The sequence below is a fragment of the Flavobacterium sp. N2820 genome, from assembly GCF_025947285.1.
Taxonomy (GTDB): domain Bacteria; phylum Bacteroidota; class Bacteroidia; order Flavobacteriales; family Flavobacteriaceae; genus Flavobacterium.
Genome location: NZ_CP110008.1, coordinates 1323219 through 1341242 on the forward strand (window position 1 = coordinate 1323219; position 18024 = coordinate 1341242).

The 18024-nt window shown below is 36.2% G+C and carries 14 protein-coding genes; 5 read left to right on the top strand and 9 right to left on the bottom strand.

Annotation, left to right across the window (positions count from 1 at the left end; translation table 11 throughout):
* Nucleotides 1-56: 56 nt before the first annotated feature.
* Both OLM52_RS06330 and OLM52_RS06335 read right to left on the bottom strand, forming a co-directional pair.
* Nucleotides 57-2342 carry a GH92 family glycosyl hydrolase gene (locus OLM52_RS06330; RefSeq protein WP_264550290.1) on the bottom strand — a complete coding sequence of 762 codons (2286 nt, stop codon included), beginning with the start codon at nucleotides 2340-2342 and terminating at the stop codon, nucleotides 57-59.
* Nucleotides 2343-4574, bottom strand: a complete 2232-nt coding sequence (locus tag OLM52_RS06335) for a GH92 family glycosyl hydrolase (RefSeq protein WP_413614422.1) — start codon at nucleotides 4572-4574, stop codon at nucleotides 2343-2345.
* 264 nt (nucleotides 4575-4838) lie between these two features.
* Here OLM52_RS06335 and OLM52_RS06340 point away from each other — a divergent pair, with 264 nt between their 5' ends.
* Complete coding sequence (locus OLM52_RS06340) at nucleotides 4839-5837, top strand: metal-dependent hydrolase (RefSeq protein ID WP_264550292.1); 999 nt, start codon at nucleotides 4839-4841, stop codon at nucleotides 5835-5837.
* On the opposite strand, the gene OLM52_RS06345 is transcribed toward OLM52_RS06340, so the two are convergent.
* The 4 genes from OLM52_RS06345 to OLM52_RS06360 form a co-directional block, all read right to left on the bottom strand.
* Nucleotides 5838-6056 carry a hypothetical protein gene (locus tag OLM52_RS06345; RefSeq protein ID WP_264550293.1) on the bottom strand — a complete coding sequence of 73 codons (219 nt, stop codon included), beginning with the start codon at nucleotides 6054-6056 and terminating at the stop codon, nucleotides 5838-5840.
* A gap of 7 nt (nucleotides 6057-6063) precedes the next feature.
* Nucleotides 6064-7671, bottom strand: coding sequence for a class I SAM-dependent methyltransferase (locus OLM52_RS06350; protein ID WP_264550294.1), 1608 nt, complete (start codon nucleotides 7669-7671; stop codon nucleotides 6064-6066).
* A gap of 148 nt (nucleotides 7672-7819) precedes the next feature.
* Nucleotides 7820-9208, bottom strand: a complete 1389-nt coding sequence (locus OLM52_RS06355; protein ID WP_264550295.1) for a T9SS type A sorting domain-containing protein — start codon at nucleotides 9206-9208, stop codon at nucleotides 7820-7822.
* Nucleotides 9209-9293: 85 nt separating this feature from the next.
* A complete protein-coding gene (locus OLM52_RS06360; protein ID WP_264550296.1) occupies nucleotides 9294-9839 on the bottom strand; it encodes a hypothetical protein in 546 nt (181 codons plus the stop codon).
* 82 nt (nucleotides 9840-9921) lie between these two features.
* Between OLM52_RS06360 and OLM52_RS06365 the strand changes: the two genes are divergently transcribed.
* The 4 genes from OLM52_RS06365 to OLM52_RS06380 all read left to right on the top strand — a co-directional run bounded on the left by OLM52_RS06365 (nucleotide 9922) and on the right by OLM52_RS06380 (nucleotide 13188).
* The gene (locus OLM52_RS06365) at nucleotides 9922-10554 is read left to right on the top strand and encodes a Crp/Fnr family transcriptional regulator (protein ID WP_264550297.1); all 633 of its coding nucleotides are present in this window, start codon (nucleotides 9922-9924) and stop codon (nucleotides 10552-10554) included.
* The gene (locus OLM52_RS06370) at nucleotides 10554-11330 is read left to right on the top strand and encodes a sulfite exporter TauE/SafE family protein (RefSeq protein WP_264550298.1); all 777 of its coding nucleotides are present in this window, start codon (nucleotides 10554-10556) and stop codon (nucleotides 11328-11330) included. Before OLM52_RS06365 ends, OLM52_RS06370 begins: the two co-directional genes overlap by 1 nt.
* A 61-nt stretch (nucleotides 11331-11391) precedes the next feature.
* On the top strand, nucleotides 11392-12801 hold the full coding sequence (locus tag OLM52_RS06375; RefSeq protein WP_264550299.1) for an MBL fold metallo-hydrolase: 1410 nt from the start codon (nucleotides 11392-11394) through the stop codon (nucleotides 12799-12801).
* Nucleotides 12802-13011: 210 nt separating this feature from the next.
* On the top strand, nucleotides 13012-13188 hold the full coding sequence (locus OLM52_RS06380; protein WP_264550300.1) for a hypothetical protein: 177 nt from the start codon (nucleotides 13012-13014) through the stop codon (nucleotides 13186-13188).
* Between the two features lie 57 nt (nucleotides 13189-13245).
* Here the strand turns inward: OLM52_RS06380 and OLM52_RS06385 are convergent, their stop codons facing one another.
* From OLM52_RS06385 to OLM52_RS06395, 3 genes are all read right to left on the bottom strand, one after another.
* Nucleotides 13246-13719, bottom strand: coding sequence for a GyrI-like domain-containing protein (locus OLM52_RS06385; RefSeq protein ID WP_264550301.1), 474 nt, complete (start codon nucleotides 13717-13719; stop codon nucleotides 13246-13248).
* The gene (locus OLM52_RS06390; protein ID WP_264550302.1) at nucleotides 13703-14458 is read right to left on the bottom strand and encodes a transposase; all 756 of its coding nucleotides are present in this window, start codon (nucleotides 14456-14458) and stop codon (nucleotides 13703-13705) included. Before OLM52_RS06390 ends, OLM52_RS06385 begins: the two co-directional genes overlap by 17 nt.
* A gap of 136 nt (nucleotides 14459-14594) precedes the next feature.
* Nucleotides 14595-18020 carry a methylmalonyl-CoA mutase family protein gene (locus OLM52_RS06395; RefSeq protein ID WP_264550303.1) on the bottom strand — a complete coding sequence of 1142 codons (3426 nt, stop codon included), beginning with the start codon at nucleotides 18018-18020 and terminating at the stop codon, nucleotides 14595-14597.
* Nucleotides 18021-18024 lie beyond the last annotated feature (4 nt).

An 18024-nucleotide genomic window follows, 5' to 3' on the forward strand; every position in this document is an offset into this window, starting at 1 on the left:
AGGAGATGCTGAAACGAGTTCAGCATGACAACAGTGAAAGGAGATGTTGAAATGATTTAATGTTTGTTGCTCATTACAAATACAAGTTTTCCACCTTTCATTAGTTCTGTGTGGGTTAGGGTTAACTTTTGAAGCGGTTTGCCATTTAGTGTGATGCTTTGTACAAAAACATTTTCGTCGGATTGATTTTGCACTTCAATTTCAAAGACTTTCCCGTTTTCTAAATTTAGTATGGCATTGTGTACCAATGGGCTGCCTATGGCATAGTCTTCCGCACCTGGTGCTACTGGATAAAAGCCTAAACTACTAAAGATATACCAGGCACTCATTTGTCCGCAATCGTCATTCCCTCCTAACCCATCCGGTGTAGGTTGGTATTGTTTGTTTAAAATTAAGCGAACTTGTTGTTGGGTTTTCCAAGGTTCGTTGGTCCAATTGTACAAATACGGTACGTGGTGCGCTGGTTCATTTCCGTGTACATACCCGCCAATGATGCCGTCACGCGTAATGTCTTCGGTTTCGGCGAAAAAGGAATCGGGTAAGTGCATACTGAACAGGGTATCTAATTTTTTAGCGAACGCTTTTTTACCTCCCATTTTTTCGACCAATGCCGCTGGGTTGTGCGGTACGAAAAAACTATAATTCCAACTGTTCCCTTCGATAAACCCTTGTCCGTGTGTGCTGTAGGCGTCAAATTCTTTTTTAAAGGTACCGTTTTCTAATTTTGGACGCATGAATCCAACCGAAGCATCATAATTATTTTTCCAATTGTCGGCACGTTTTATAAATTCGGCATACACACTTTCCTGATTTAATTTTTTGGCAAGTTGTGCAATTGCCCAATCGTCATAAGCATATTCTAAAGTATTTGAAACCGAAATACCACTAGCTTCAGCCGGAATATAGCCTTTATCCATATAGGCTCCGATGCCTTCATAACTGCGCTTTTTGGCTGTAGTTACACAAGCTTCTAAAGCAACCATTGGGTCGCCTTTATAGGTTCCTTTGATGATGGCATCTGCAATTACGGCTACACTGTGATACCCACTCATGCACCAATTGTCATTGGCGTGATGGCTCCAAATAGGCAACATGTGCAAACTACTTTGCTTGTAATGCTCTAGCATCGATTGTACCATGTCTGCATTTCTTTTGGGTTGTATTACGTTGAACAACGGATGTAGCGTTCTGTAGGTATCCCATAACGAAAAAGTAGTGTAATTGGTAAAACCATCGGCTGTATGCATGTCCTGATCTAATCCTTTGTATTCGTTATTGGAATCCATGTATACTGTAGGACTGATGAAGGCATGGTAAAGACCCGTGTAAAAATTAATCATGTGGCTAGGACTGGCTTCAATTTGAATTTTATTTAATTCGGCATTCCATTGCTCTTGGGTTTGTTGTTTGACTTTTTCAAAATTCCAATGCGGGATTTCTGCCTGCATATTGGCGAGTGCATTTTTTTGGCTCACCGGAGATAAGGCGAATTTGATTTGAATTTTCTCGTTTTCTTCGGTTTCGAAGTCAAAGAACATTCTGATTTTTTTTCCTGCTATTTCTGGAAAATTTTGAGTGGTATTGAATTTTCCCCAAAACCCTCGATAGACTTGTTTGGAATCCCAATTTTTATGTCCATACGACTTAAAAGGTTTAGAAAAACTCATGGCAAAATACACCGTTCTGTTTTTCGCCCAACCATTGGTTTGTTTGTACCCCGTAATTAAAGTATCGTTCACGACCCGAACGTACGTCCACACCGTTTTATCTTCATAATTATAAATCCCAGCCATTAGGTCAAGGATGATGTGTGCTTCTTTGCTTTTAGGAAACGTGTATTGGTGCATTCCCACTCTGGTGGTTGCTGTTAGTTCTGCAAGAATATTGTGGTCTTTGAGTTTTACTTTATAATATCCCGCTTCAGCCGTTTCCTCCTCATGACTGAAAGCGGAACGAAAGCCTTTTTCGGGTTGTTGTGCAGTGCCTGGGTTCAGTTGTAAAGGACCTGTTGTAGGCATGATTTGGAAATCGCCTAAATCGGAATGTCCTGTTCCACTGAAATGCGTGTGACTAAAGCCAACAATTGTTTTGTCGTCGTATTGATAACCCGCACAATATTTGTATACGTCTGGATTGTATTTTCCATTGACTGCATACGGAATGGTGTCAGTATCTGGGCTTAATTGCACCATTCCGAAAGGCGCAGTAGCCCCAGGATATACATGTCCCATTCGTTGGGTACCGATAATAGGTTTTACGAATGGAAGTAGGTTTTTATTTGTTTTTTGCGCACTTACTACTAACGAAAGTACTGCTGTAAAAAGGGTGAAATATTTTTTCATTTATTTGCTGGTTGACATTGAAAAAGGGAAATATGCTGGTTGTGTACCTCGAGTGGTATTAGGTGTTGGAGCCATCTCAAATTGCAACGTTCCACCTTTTAGTATCGCTTCATGACTGATCCAATTGAAGGGATATTCTTTTTTATTTAGTGTGCAATTTTGGATGTATTTGTTATCCGCGCTGTTGTTAGGTGCGGCAATTATAAATTGTTTTCCGTTTTCTAAATGTAACGTCACTTTTTTAAATAAGGGTGTACCCAATACATATTGATTGGTTGCAGGACAAACCGGATAAAAACCCAATGCCGAAAACACATACCAAGCCGAAGTTTGTCCGTTATCTTCGTCGCCACAATACCCATCGGGAGTGGGTTGGTATAATTTTGCCATCACTTCTCGTATCCAATATTGTGTTTTCCAAGGTTCACCCGCATAATTGTAGAGGTAAATCATGTGTTGAATAGGTTGATTTCCGTGTGCATACTGTCCCATATTGGTAATTTGCATTTCTCTGATTTCATGAATGGTTTGTCCGTAGTAGCTGTCATCAAAATCAGGAGGCATTGTAAATACCGCATCTAATTTTGCTGTAAAATCTTTGTAACCTCCCATCGCTTGTGCTAAACCATCGATGTCATGAAACACACTCCAACTGTAGTGCCAGCTGTTTCCTTCTGTGAATGCATCGCCCCATTTTAAAGGATTAAAAGGCGATTGAAAGCTACCATCTTTATTTCTGCCGCGCATTAATTTTGTTTCAGGATCGAATACATTTTTATAATTCATCGCTCGTGATTTGTACAAATCAATTTCGGCTTGTGGTTTGTTTAGTGCTTTGGCCAATTGATAAATCGTAAAATCGTCATAGGCATATTCTAGCGTTCTTGCTGCGTTTTCATTGATATTAACATCATAGGGCACATAGCCTAATTTATTGTAAAATTCAACGCCTTTTCTACCCGTTGCTTGTGGTCCTTCGTTATTTGCCCCGTGCAATAGCGCTTCATATAAGGTCTCAATTTCATCGATTTTTACCCCTTTTATATATGCATCCGCTACAACCGAAGCCGAGTTGTTCCCAATCATAATATCACTGTAGGATGGACTGCTCCATTCGGGCAACCAACCACCTTCTAGATAATCATTTACCAAACCTTGCTGCATTTCTCTGTTTATCGCAGGATATGCTAAGTTTAACAAGGGATATAACGCACGAAAGGTATCCCAAAAACCCGTACCTGCAAAGCGATATCCTGGCTTTACGGTTCCTAAATAGGGACTATAATGTATGGGTTGCCCTTGTGCGTTGATTTCGTACATTTTCATTGGAAAAAATACGGTTCGATATAGCGTTGAATAAAAGGTACGCATTTGATCTGGTGTTCCTCCTTCCACTTGAATTTTGCTTAGCGTTTGATTCCATACCGCTTTGGCTTTTTGTTTCACGGTTTCAAAATCATCCGATCCAATCTCTTTTAGGTTGCGTTCTGCTTGTTCCCAACTTATAAATGAAGAGGCTACTTTTGCCGAAATTTTTTCGCCTTTTTTTAGGTTTTTGAAATGGATTAATCCTGATATATGCCCCCCCGAAAGTTCTAACTCGTTCATTTTAGTGGCATCACTCCATAGTGAACTGGGATCAAATGCTTTATCAAAAACGATTACGAAATAATTTTTAAAGTTATTGAGTTTACCACGCGCATATTTTGTACTGTACCCGATGATTTTGTTTTCTGATGGAATAATTTTAAGATAAGACCCTCTGTCAAATGCGTCAATTACGATATAGCCGTTAGCTGTTTCTGGAAATGTAAATAGAAAAGCCGCAGCTCTTTCTGTGGGCGTAATTTCTGTAGTAATGTCGTAATCGGCTAAATAGACACTGTAATAATACGGTTTTGCGATTTCTGTTTTATGGCTGAACCAACTGGCGCGTTGTTCTTCGTCTACGGTTTCTTTTTGCACCATTGGCATTAAAGAAAACATGCCATAATCGTTCATCCAAGGAGAAGGCTGATGCGTTTGTTTGAAGCCTCTAATTTTAGTTGCATCATAGGTATATTGCCATCCGTTTCCGTTGTTTCCTGTTTGTGGCGTCCAAGCGTTCATCCCCCAAGGTAAGGCTATGGATGGATAGGTATTTCCATTGCTTAGTTCATAATTGCTATCGGTTCCCATTAAAGGATTAATCCATTCTACTAAGTCGTTATTTTTGCTGTTTTCTTGCGCCATACTGTTAACAAGAAATACTAAAAAAATAATTGTAAACCTTTTAGTCATGTTTCTAATTCGTTGTGATTGTTTTTCAAATATACTAAAATTGATTCGCTTAGCTTTTATTTTCTAATTCATTCCATAGATTTTAACTTTTAAGCCAAATGCGTAATCGATACCCAATTTTAGTGCTCATTAGTAGGGTTCAATGGTTGTATGAATTTTATACAATAGTGCTAAAGCAATCGAAAAAGTGTACATTTGAAAAACTTTTTAGCCCATATGGACTCACTCACTCAAATCGTCCTCGGAATTGCCACAGCTGAATTAGTAGCTGGTAAAAAACTGCACAACAAAACCTTTTTGTATGGTGCTGTTTTGGGAACAATTCCCGATTTAGATATTGTGGTTGGGAAATTTATGAGTGCTGTCGGAGGCGTTGCCATTCATAGAGGTTTGAGTCATTCCCTACTCTTTTTTGTGTTTTTGGCGCCCGTTTTGGGATGTTTAATTTCCAAAATAGAAAAAGAGAAAATCAATTTTAACAGCGCTACTTTATTAGCGTTTTGGTGTTTGGTTACCCATGTTGTGTTGGATGTATTTACCTCTTGGGGAACACAAATCTTTTGGCCTTTGGAACACCGATTTGCCTTGAAAACCATCTTTGTAATTGACCCTTTGTATACCATTCCGCTTTTGATTAGCTTGATTTTTGTCTGGAAAAATAGCGACTATTTCCTCCGTAGAAAATATGCAATTCGTGGATTGATTAGCAGTTCTTCGTATTTACTTTTGACGTGTATTTTGAAACTTTTTGCTTTGCAACAATTCGAAACCGCTTTGCAAAATCAAAATTTCGCTTACCAAGAACTAATTGTAAAACCCACCGCTTTCAATTGTATCCTTTGGAATGCAAATGTAGCTACTCCAAAAGGCTATTATCTAGCCGATTATTCGTTATTTGATTCGCAACCGATTCGGTTTACTTTCTATCCTAAAAATGAAGAATTGGAAGAAAAATTGGTAAATTCTGATGATTTCCAGCGCCTTAAAAAGATTAGCGAAGGTTGGTATTTGGTTACCGAACACAACAATCGTTTATTTTTTAATGATTTACGCTTTGGTTTATTGAACGACCAACCTGAAAATCCGCAATTTGCTTTTAGTTATGAATTTGTGAACGAAGCCCACGGAACGTTAGTCGCTCACGAAGTACCAAAAGCCAAACGAGACGGAAAAGCATTGCTCCAAAAGATTGTGACACGGATAAAAGGAAATTAATTATTCCTTGGTACTCATTTTAATCTGCAAATGATTCAGTAAGACTTGATATTTACTGATTTCTCTCAAAACTACTTCATCATTCGAAGCGTCTAGCATTTCATCTAACCTATCGCTCACTTCAATTAATTTGATGCTGGCTTGCGAAAAATGCTTCATTGCCATATAATCAATAATCAATTGAACCTCTTTTTTTATTGCTGTAAATTGGTCTTCCATATTTAATTTATTTTCCTCTTAGCAGATTGATACTTACCGTTGCATAATCGGTTTCGGGATATTTTTTAAAGTAATTGGCATCCGAATGCAATCCCGCTTCGGCCGCTATTTTTTGCAACTCCTCAATTTCTACAATAAACTGATCTGAAAAGCCGTGCGTAGCATCATAAGCTGTGGCGGCAGTTCTTCCTAGATTTTGAGCTGTCAATTGAGGTGCAACGGTATGTAATTCGATAATCAAAAGGCCAAATTTACGAACAAACGGACTCCATTTATTAAAATGTTCCAATAAATTATCTTCTACAGCGTTGTTGGAAATGCGAACTCCACGATGTGCAAAAGCTCCTGTGGAAGAACTAATTCTATTGTTGGTGATTACCTTTGGGTCTTCCCAAATACGATTGTGGTCTAAAAACGTGCGCACATTCAACAAATCTTTCAAATCGATGTTGTAATTTTCTTGTAAATCACTATTCAACAAATTCGGATTTCCAATGTCGCCCCAAATGACTTTAGCCCAAATATCGGCTTTAATCAAATTGGCTCGTGTGACTTTCAGCGCTGCTTGGTTGTAATCGGCTCCTACCAAAAACAATGGATAATCATCTAACATTTTGCCTCGCAACGTTTGACGTTCAATGACTTCAAAAATATGTTGCAAAAAAGCGCCATTTCCGCAACCCATATCTAAAATCCCTTTCGGTTGTTCGGCAATAGGTTTATTAAATAATTCGATAATGATATCGTCAATTACTTTGAAATACGTTGCATGTGCACCACCACTTCCCCAGACATTCATTTCGCGATTGACGTGAATTTCGTCTTCATTTTTACTGATGTTTCGCAACTCACTTGCATTGCCAAACAACAAACTATCGATGTGTTTGAACATTGGAAGATAGGAAACTGTAACCCCATAAGCCGAAGCGCGTTTGGCAAAGAAAAAACCATCTTCGGTAAATTGATAATTGTCGTTTTTCTTGGAAAACCATCCCAAGTGTACAAAAAAGTCGAGAATTTTAGCGAAAGCTTCCGGATGCTTGTGAAATTCATCGGCACGGAACGAACTTTCCATGAAATACTTGTGAAACATACCGGTCATTCCTAAGTTGACGACAATCGGTCCCACCAAATAACCTTCGATATGGGTTAGTATCTGCTCTTGAATGGTTCTCAAATTTTCATCTTCTTCAAAATGAATGTGATAGTTTTCGGTAAATTTCTTTAAAATTGGCTCCAGTATTGTAATCGATTCCGAATCCATTTTATTTGCCGTAAACACCGAAGTTTGGGTCAACAATTGAAACGTATCTTCGTATAATGGAACAAGAGAAAACACAAATTCGCTATTTGGTAAAGTTGAAATTGTAACGCTTCCCGATGAATTTTCTACATTATAATGAACAAAACCTTGTGAAGCCATAACGCGTAAAGCAACATTTAAATACCCTTCATTTGCATTAAATTTGTTGGTAAGTTGAGCTAAAGTGACGGTTTTTTCTTTTAGAAGATAGTCTAAAACGCCTTTTTGGAACAACGAATAAGCAACTGGAACAACTACTAATCCGTCTAAATGTCTAAAAATAGCTTCGCGCAATTGGTTTCGCTTCATCATAAATTGAGTGGTTTATTCTCAAATTTATGAAAATTATAATATACTTTCCAATAAACTTCGTTTTATCTCGATAAATGGGGTCTATAATTGGTCAAATAGAAACCTTTTTATACAACGTAATTCGTTACTATTGAATATAAAATCTAGTTTACTTTTTTATGATGATTTTTTTATCAATTGAATTATTTGAATGAATTTTAATTAAATAAGTAGCATTAGATAAATGCGTTACATCAATTACAGCATTGATATCATTTACGTTCTTTATGAACACTAATTTTCCATCTACAGTATATAATTCAACTTTATCGATTGTTGTATTCGTTAGATTTTGAATATGTATTTCTCCAGTTGTTGGATTTGGATAGACTGTTATATTTGATTCAAATTCAATCTCTTCAATGGATAAAGATGGACAAACAATAGTTGTTGGTACTAATCTATTCGTACTGGTATTGTCTCCTATTTGTCCATATAAATTGTTTCCCCACAACCATAACGTTTCATCTAACTTGATTGCCACTACATGGCTATTCATTATTTTGAAATAATTACAATTTGAAAAATTTGGTATTAAAGTGGGAACCGTTCTGTTATTTGTAGTTCCAATTCCCAATTCTCCAGAATAATTTAGTCCCCAAGACCAAAATGTACCATCGGTTTTTTTGGCGATTGAAGTACCATAACCGCCAGACACTATTTTACTCCAATTAGTTGCCGTACCTAATTGAGTAGGCACTGGAATATTGACTGTATTTCCAACACCAAGTTGTCCAAAATTATTTAATCCCCAAGACCAAAGTGTTCCGTTTTGTTTTATAGCAAAACTAGAATGACCACAGCCACTAATTTCAGTCCAGTCTGAATCATTTCCCATTTGAATTGGCACATTTGATGAAGTGATAGTACCATTACCTAATTGACCAAATGCATTATATCCCCAAGCCCAAATTGTACCATCCGTTTTCATTGCTAAAACATGATCTCCAGTAGGACATACTTTATCCCAATTTGTATCTACTCCAATTTTAGTAAATACCCAAACTGAACCCGACACACCTAAACCTAATTGTCCGTTATAATTATTTCCACAAGACCATAATGTTCCATCACTCTTTTTTGCATAACTAGACAAATATCCAGTCGTAACTTCTATCCAATTTGTATCATTTCCTACTTGAGTTGGGATAAAGGTTACTGTTGAATTTCCTTGACCTAATTCGCCTTGTGAGTTTCTACCCCATGACCATAAAGTGCCATCATTTTTTACTGCTAATGTAAAATCAAATCCTGCGCTAACAGTATCCCAATCATTATCAGCACCAATTTGAATAGGCACAAGGCTATTCACATATGTTCCATTTCCTAATTGTCCGTAATTATTTCTTCCCCATCCCCAGAGTGTACCATCTGATTTAATTCCGATTGTATGCTCCCCTCCAACAACGACTAATTTCCAACATTGAGCCGAAATATTTTGAGTAAATAGTAATAAAAAAATGATCACAATTGTTTTTAGAGAAAAGAGATTTTTCATTATGTATGAGCTGTTTAGAATTTTAAAAGTAGTTATTAAATAAAAAAATAACTACAAAAATTCAGTTTTTAACATTTATAAAGTGCTAAAAAAATCGCTTTTTCAACTCAATAAATTTTTTATTTGTTGTCAAATAATCAGTTATAATTTCTTTTCGAAGTACTTCCAAATCATCATAATCAAGGTATTTTGCCCAAGCATCCGATTCCAAAATTTCTTTTATTTGTCGAATGACTTTTGCGGTTTCAGCTGCATTTCTTAGCACTGCTTTTCCATCGTATTTTGGATTATTTTTATGCTGAAAGGTTACTTCTTTGGTCTCGAAATTTACCTCCACATAAAAAAAGTTTTCTGTTTCGTTATTTGGATAAAAATCAGTCCACTTGGCATAACCCACTCGTTCTTTCTGATTCGGATTTTTAATTTCTGAAATCAAGCGCCATCTACAATTTGCAGCTCTTCCCCAGTGATTGGAACTACGATATACACCTTCATCCGTAAAACAATAACTACTCCCCGATTTGCTTTTGTACTGCCAATCAATAGTTAGAATCGCAGTGGCATCGACTTCAACAAACTCACAAAAAGTATGTTTATGGAAATTGGTTTTATTGTATTTTTTTAAACTCATAAAGGGCAAATTCGATTTCTTTGTAACAAAAGTAACATTTGATTTTTAAAGATTAGTAGTATCTTTACAAAAAGGATTACAAATGAGAGATATTTTAAATCAGGCGTACAGCTATATTTTTGAAGAAGCTTTATTGGATGAAATTGCAAAAGTTGCCGTTTATAAAGAATTTAAAGCCGATGACTACCTCATTGAAATTGGCGATTACATTAAAACTATGCCGCTTTTATTAACGGGAGCCATCAAAATTTTGAGAGAAGATGAAAATGGCGATGAATTATTATTGTATTTCTTAGAACGCGGCGATACTTGTGCAATGACTTTAACGTGCTGCATGGGACAATCAAAAAGTCGCATTCGTGCTATTGCAGAAACCAACGGTGCCATGTTAATGATTCCTGTAGAAAAAATGGAAGAATGGTTGACCAAATACAAAACGTGGAGAAACTTTGTTTTTGATAGTTATAATGTGCGTTTAAATGAAATGTTAGAAGCAATTGACACTTTGGCTTTCATGAATTTAGATGAACGTTTGTACAAATATTTAACCGATAAAGCGAAAGTAATTGGGGATACCGAAATCAAAAATACACACCAAGAAATTGCTTATGAAATGCATACTTCTCGTGTAGTAATTTCCCGATTATTGAAAGCTTTAGAATTGAAAGGAAAAATTAAATTACACCGCAATAAGATAGAAATTCTTCAATTCTAATGGAAATTTTAGGTTATCTTGGGGCATTGTGTATTGGCTTGGTTTTAGGACTAACAGGCGGTGGTGGTTCCATTTTAACCGTTCCGATTTTAGTGTATTTGATGAGTATCAATCCCGTGACAGCAACGGCCTATTCGTTGTTTATTGTAGGAACAACATCTACTTTTGGCGCGATTCAAAACTACCGAAAAAATTTAGTCGACCTCAAAAACGGATTTATTTTTGCGATTCCGTCTTTTGTAGCGGTTTATTTAACTCGAAAATATATCGTTCCCGAAATTCCAAAAATCATTCTCGAATCGCCAATACTCATCACAAAAGACACCTTTTTAATGTTGTTTTTTGCTGTAATTATGATTTTTGGAGCACTATCCGTATTAAAAAAGAAAAGCCAAGAAACCCCAAACGAAGAAAAAAGAAATTTGATTTTTATTGGCATTCAAACATTCATAATTGGAATTATTATTGGATTAGTGGGCGCTGGTGGCGGATTCTTAATTATTCCATCATTAATTTTGTTTGCTAAATTACCGATGCGAAAAGCAGTTGGAACTTCATTATTTATCATTGCCATGAACTCGCTAGTAGGATTTATGGGTGATGTTCAAAATTTGGTAATTGATTGGATGTTTTTGACCACATTCACCGCTATTTCAGTTGTTGGGATATTTATTGGTATGTACCTCACAAAATACACAAATGAAAGCCAATTAAAGAAGATTTTTGCTTACTTTGTATTGCTCATGGCATGCATCATCTTGTTAAAAGAAATCTAATTGTAACTTTAGGTACAGAAGAATTAAAAAATAGAAAGTAAATTTGTAAAAAATAGAACATATGAAAATTGAACAAATATACACCGGATGCATTGCACACGCCGCTTATTACATTGAAAGTAATGGTGAAGTTGCTATCGTAGATCCATTACGAGAAGTACAACCTTATATCGATAAAGCACAAAAAGAAAATGCGCGTATTAAATATATTTTTGAAACGCATTTTCACGCTGATTTTGTTTCAGGACATTTGGATTTAGCTAAGAAAACAGGAGCTTCAATTGTATATGGTCCTACTGCAAAACCAAATTTTGAGTGTATTGTAGCCACTGACGGACAAGAATTTAAAGTGGGTGGTGTTACGATTAAGGCGATTCACACTCCAGGACACACTTTAGAAAGTACGTGTTATTTAGTTACCGATGAAGCGGGAAAACAACACGGAATTATCACTGGAGATACTTTGTTTATTGGTGATGTTGGTCGTCCTGATTTAGCACAAGAATTGGTGGAAGATTTGACACAAGAAATCTTAGCAGGTTATTTATTTGATTCGCTTCGCAATAAAATCATGCCATTAAGTGATGATTTAATTGTGTATCCTAATCACGGTGCAGGAAGTGCTTGTGGAAAAAACATGAGTAAAGAAACAACCGATACGTTAGGGAATCAAAAGAAAGTCAATTATGCGTTGAGAGCCGATATGACCAAAGAAGAATTCATCAAAGAATTATTAGATGGATTAACGCCTCCTCCGGCTTATTTTCCTCAAAATGTATTGATGAACATTCAAGGGTATGAAAGCTTAGATTCGGTAATGTCTAAAGCTGAAACACCATTGCATCCAAAAGAATTTGAAGCCGTTGCCAATCAAACCGACGCTTTGGTTTTAGATGTTAGAAACGAGAATGATTTTGTTAAAGAACATATTCCTGGTTCTATTTTCATTGGATTACACGGACAATTTGCTCCTTGGGTAGGTGCTTTAATTAGAGATACTAAACAACCCATTTTATTAATTACGCCAGAAGGAAAAGAAGTAGAAACCATCACTAGATTATCGCGTGTAGGATTTGATAACACCTTAGGTTTCTTATTGGGTGGTATCGAAGCATGGAAAGCAGCAGGTTATGAAACAGATAGCATCGAATCTATTACACCTGAAGTGTTCGCTGCACAATTTGAAACAGCACCCGTAATTGATTCCAGAAAACCAGGAGAATTTACAGCCGAACACGTGATGAATGCAGTTAATATTCCATTAGATTTTGTTAACGAACAATTAGCCGAAGTGCCAAAAGAGGATAAATTCTTTATTCATTGTGCAGGTGGCTATCGTTCCGTAATTATGTCGTCTATCTTAAAAGCAAGAGGCTACCACAATATGATTAACGTTGAAAAAGGAATGGCTGGAATAAGAACTACTGATGTTCCATTAACAGCATATGTTTGCCCGAGTACGTTGAAATAATTTTAAAAAAATACCAAATCCGATTTCAAAAGAATCGGATTTTTTATTGCCATACAAAATGCACTATCACTAAATTAAATAAGCGTTGGGACTAAAGTTTAGAGCAAAGATTATGATTTTAAAAACCTAAAAATGTGTAACAATTTTAAAAAATAGTGTAACTCAACTCATTTGGCGCGCACTACCTTTAAGAAATTAAAAAAATGCAACATGCAAACAACTAAAATATTAGGAACCGTTTTATTAATAGCTGCAATCATTTTAGGCTATTTTGGTGTAACTAAAGTCGCAAATAGTTCTTCGGAAGTAAAAGTATTAGGCTTAGAAATTGATGCTTCAAACGAATCTGGAAAAAAAAAGGCTATATGCTTATTGGTCTTGCCGTAGTACTTTTTGCGGGTGGATTGTATTCGATTAATAAAAAACAATAGTCTTTACTCATTTTTACTTTAGCTTCACGGGAATCCAAATTTCTTCTTCAGCAGCTGGACTGTTGTTCTTGTATTTTTCGCCTAGAATTTCAAATTGTGGGCGGTTTTCAAGTTGGTAATCCGAATTTGGCAACCATTCGTTATAAATTGTATTGAAGAACACTGCTGCATCGCTTTGGGCTCCTTTGTAATTAAAGACAGCATACAAACCTTCTTCGATTTCTAATTTTTCCATTCCTTCAGGAATAAAATCAAATGATGAAACCGCAACCGCAGCCCATTTTACAAAAGGTGTGTTTGGATGAAAATCAAAATTATCGGGATTGATTTGTATATTGAATAATTCTGTTCCAATTGGATTTTGAATTTCTTTTCGTCTAGGCATAAAACTGCTCCACAATTCAAAAGCACGATAATCGGCATAGGTAAATGAACGGTTTTTACCAATGAATTTTGTGGTAGGGAAGGTTTTAATTTTTGGTGTCATTTTTATAAAATTTATCATTTTTCCAATTCAATGGATTTTCAAAGATATAATTTTGAATGGTATCAAATGATTTTGCATTGCGAATGATATGATCATGAAATCGGGTTTGCCATCCGAAATTTGGATTGATTTTTCTACATTCAAATGAACAACGGCCTTTGTACCAACGAATAATTTTTGAAATATTTTCATTTATCATTGGATTTTTATTGCCCGAAAATCCACCAATATTCCCCTGTAGAGACGCGATTAATCGCGTCTCGTTGTTGTTGTTGTTATTGTTGTTGATATCGTTAGGCGCGATACATCGGGGTTCATTGTTATTTTCATTAGGTGCTATACATCGGGGTTCATTATTATTATCATTAGACACGATAAATTGGGGTTCATTGTTATTTTCATTAGACGCGATAAATTGGGGTTCAATATTAATATCATTAGACGCGATAAATCGCGTCTCTACGGAATGATTTATTATCAATATCCCGTGAACGTGATTGGGCATTACCACAAAATTTCCCAATTCAATAAACGGAAAATGATTTGGAATTTCCATCCAAAATTGTACTGCCAATTTACCGATTTCGGATAATTGCATTTCTTGATTTTGAATGGTTCCAAAAAAATGGTGGCGATTTTGGGTGCAAATGGTTATGAAATAGGCACCGTTATTGGCATAATCCCAGGTTTGTAGACGTGCGGAAGGAATGCGGTATTTGTTTTGAAATTTATTTTGCATGGCGTTGAATATGATATTGTTACACGAAATAATGAAATTATTTTGGGAATTGAAAATGTTTTTTGATTTTTTAAATATATTCAAAAAAAAGAGACGCGATAAATCGCGTCTCTACAATATATAAACATTCGAAATATTACATATTTCTTCTGTATTGACCTCCTACTTCAAATAATGCACTTGTAATTTGTCCTAATGAACAAACTTTGGTGGCATCCATTAACTTTTCAAAAATATTCTGATTTTTAATGGCTGCGTCTTGTAAAATATTGATGTGTTCGGCAACTTTTTCTGCACTTGTTTTATGCAAATCAGTCAACATATCTATTTGATATTGCTTCTCTTCTTCTGTTGCACGAATTACTTCGGCTGGAATTACTGTTGGCGAACCTTTAGAACTCAAGAAGGTATTTACACCAATAATTGGGAATTCTCCTGTGTGTTTCAAGGTTTCGTAATACAATGATTCTTCTTGAATTTTTGAACGTTGGTACATGGTTTCCATTGCGCCAAGAACTCCTCCACGTTCTGTGATTCTGTCAAATTCTTGTAAAACAGCATCTTCTACTAAATCGGTTAATTCTTCAATAATGAAAGAACCTTGAATTGGGTTTTCGTTTTTCGCTAAACCTAATTCTTTATTAATAATCAACTGAATTGCCATGGCTCTACGCACTGATTCTTCGGTTGGTGTGGTAATTGCTTCGTCGTAAGCATTCGTATGCAACGAGTTACAGTTATCGTAAATCGCATATAATGCTTGTAAAGTCGTACGAATGTCATTGAAATCAATTTCTTGGGCGTGTAACGAACGACCAGATGTTTGAATATGGTATTTCAACATTTGTGCTCTTTCGTTGGCTCCGTATTTGTTTTTCATGGCTTTCGCCCAAATTTTACGTGCCACACGACCAATTACGGCATATTCTGGATCAATTCCGTTTGAGAAAAAGAACGATAAATTCGGACCGAAATCGTTGATGTTCATTCCGCGACTTAAATAGTATTCTACATAAGTGAAACCATTTGCCAACGTGAAGGCTAATTGCGTTATTGGATTTGCTCCAGCTTCGGCAATATGATATCCAGAAATTGAAACGGAATAGAAATTACGAACATTTTGCTTGATGAAATATTCTTGCACATCACCCATTAAACGCAATGCAAATTCAGTTGAGAAAATACAAGTATTTTGTGCTTGATCTTCTTTTAAAATATCTGCTTGAACCGTTCCACGAACTTGGGCTAACGTTTTTACTTTAATATCTTGGTATACCTCCAAAGGTAACACCTCATCACCTGTAACACCCAGTAGCATCAACCCTAAACCATTATTACCTTCTGGTAAAGCACCTTGGTATGTTGGACGAGCTACGCCTTTTTTCTTATAGATTTCGTTGATTTTAGCTTCTACTTCATCTTGTAGACCATTTTCAACGATGTATTTTTCACAGTTTTGATCGATGGCAGCATTCATGAAGAATCCTAACAACATTGGCGCAGGACCGTTAATTGTCATCGATACCGAAGTTAATGGATGACTTAAATCGAAACCTGAATATAATTTCTTCGCATCATCTAAGCAACAGATTGAAACTCCTGCATTACCGATTTTTCCATAAATGTCAGGACGAATATGTGGATCATTTCCGTATAAAGTAACTGAGTCAAAAGCTGTAGAAAGACGTTTTGCAGGTAATCCCGCAGATACATAATGAAAACGTTTGTTGGTACGTTCTGGTCCTCCTTCTCCTGCGAACATTCTACTTGGATCTTCACCTTCGCGTTTGAATGGATATAAACCTGATGCGAATGGGAATTCTCCTGGTACGTTTTCTTGTAAATTCCATTTTAAAATATCACCCCAGGCTTGGTATTTTGGCAAAGCCACTTTTGGAATTTGAGAATGCGATAACGATTCAGTATGCGTTGCAATTTTGATTTCTTTATCACGAACTTTGAAACTATAAACTGGATTTTTGTATTTATTAACTTTTTCGTCCCAAGTTAAAATGATTTCCCAGTTGTATGGGTCAAGGTTCATTTTAACTCTATCAAACTCTTTGGTTAATAAGGAAACGAAATCTTTGTTATCAGCAGTGATTTTTAAAGAACTCTCCACAATTCCTGCTTTATCTAATTGCGGAACATTTCCGTTAACCGTTTCAATTGTTTTGAAAATTCCGTATAATTTTTGCGCTACCTCAACTTGAGAAAGTGCTGTTTCGTCGTATTTTCTATTGTTTTCTGCAATCTCAGATAAATAACGCGTTCTGTGCGGCGGAATTACGAAAATTTTCTCGCTCATTTCACGTGTAATTTCAAAAGTCGATTTTAAATCGGCTCCCGTTTTCTCTACAATCTTATCCATGATAGATTTGTATAGCGTGTTCATTCCTGGGTCGTTGAATTGCGAGGCGATTGTTCCAAAAATCGGCATCTTATCGGTATCCACATCCCATAAATTATGATTGCGTTGGTATTGTTTTTTCACATCACGAATGGCATCTAATGCACCACGTTTGTCAAATTTATTCAAGGCAACTAAATCAGCAAAATCCAACATATCGATTTTTTCTAACTGGGTTGCTGCTCCAAATTCTGGCGTCATTACATATAATGAAACATCAGAATGTTCTAAAATTTCGGTATCCGATTGTCCAATTCCAGATGTTTCTAAAATAATAATATCATATTTAGCTGCTTTCAATACTTCAATTGCTTCGGCCACATATTTTGACAAAGCCAAATTGGATTGACGTGTAGCCAACGAACGCATGTAAACACGAGAATTGTTAATCGCATTCATACGAATTCTATCCCCTAACAAAGCGCCGCCTGTTTTACGTTTTGATGGATCAACTGAAATTAATCCGATTGTTTTTTCTGGGAAATCGATTAAAAAACGACGTACTAATTCATCCACTAACGACGATTTTCCAGCACCACCCGTTCCTGTAATTCCTAATACTGGGATTTTAGACGTTTCATTCTTTTGGTGAATTTCATCAAAAACCGATTTTGCAATTTCTGGAAAATTCTCAGCTGCTGAAATCAATCGTGCAATAGCAGTTGGGTTCTTCTCTTCGATATGCGATAATTCTCCTGTTAGTTTATCTCCAATTGGATAATCCGAACGCTGTACTAAATCGTTAATCATTCCTTGTAATCCCATCGCACGACCATCGTCTGGAGCATAAATTCTTTCGATTCCGTATTCGTGTAATTCTGAGATTTCAGAAGGTAAGATAACGCCTCCGCCTCCACCAAATATTTTGATGTGACCTGCCCCTTTTTCTTTCAGCAAATCATACATGTATTTGAAATATTCGTTATGACCTCCTTGATAAGACGTCATAGCAATGGCATTTGCATCTTCTTGAATAGCTGTATTTACTACTTCTTCCACACTTCTATCATGTCCAAGGTGAATGACCTCAACACCCGTAGCTTGAATAATTCTACGCATGATATTAATGGCTGCATCGTGTCCATCAAAAAGTGACGCTGCGGTCACAATTCTTACTTTATTTTTAGGAATATAAGGAGTTTGTAGTTCCATCTGT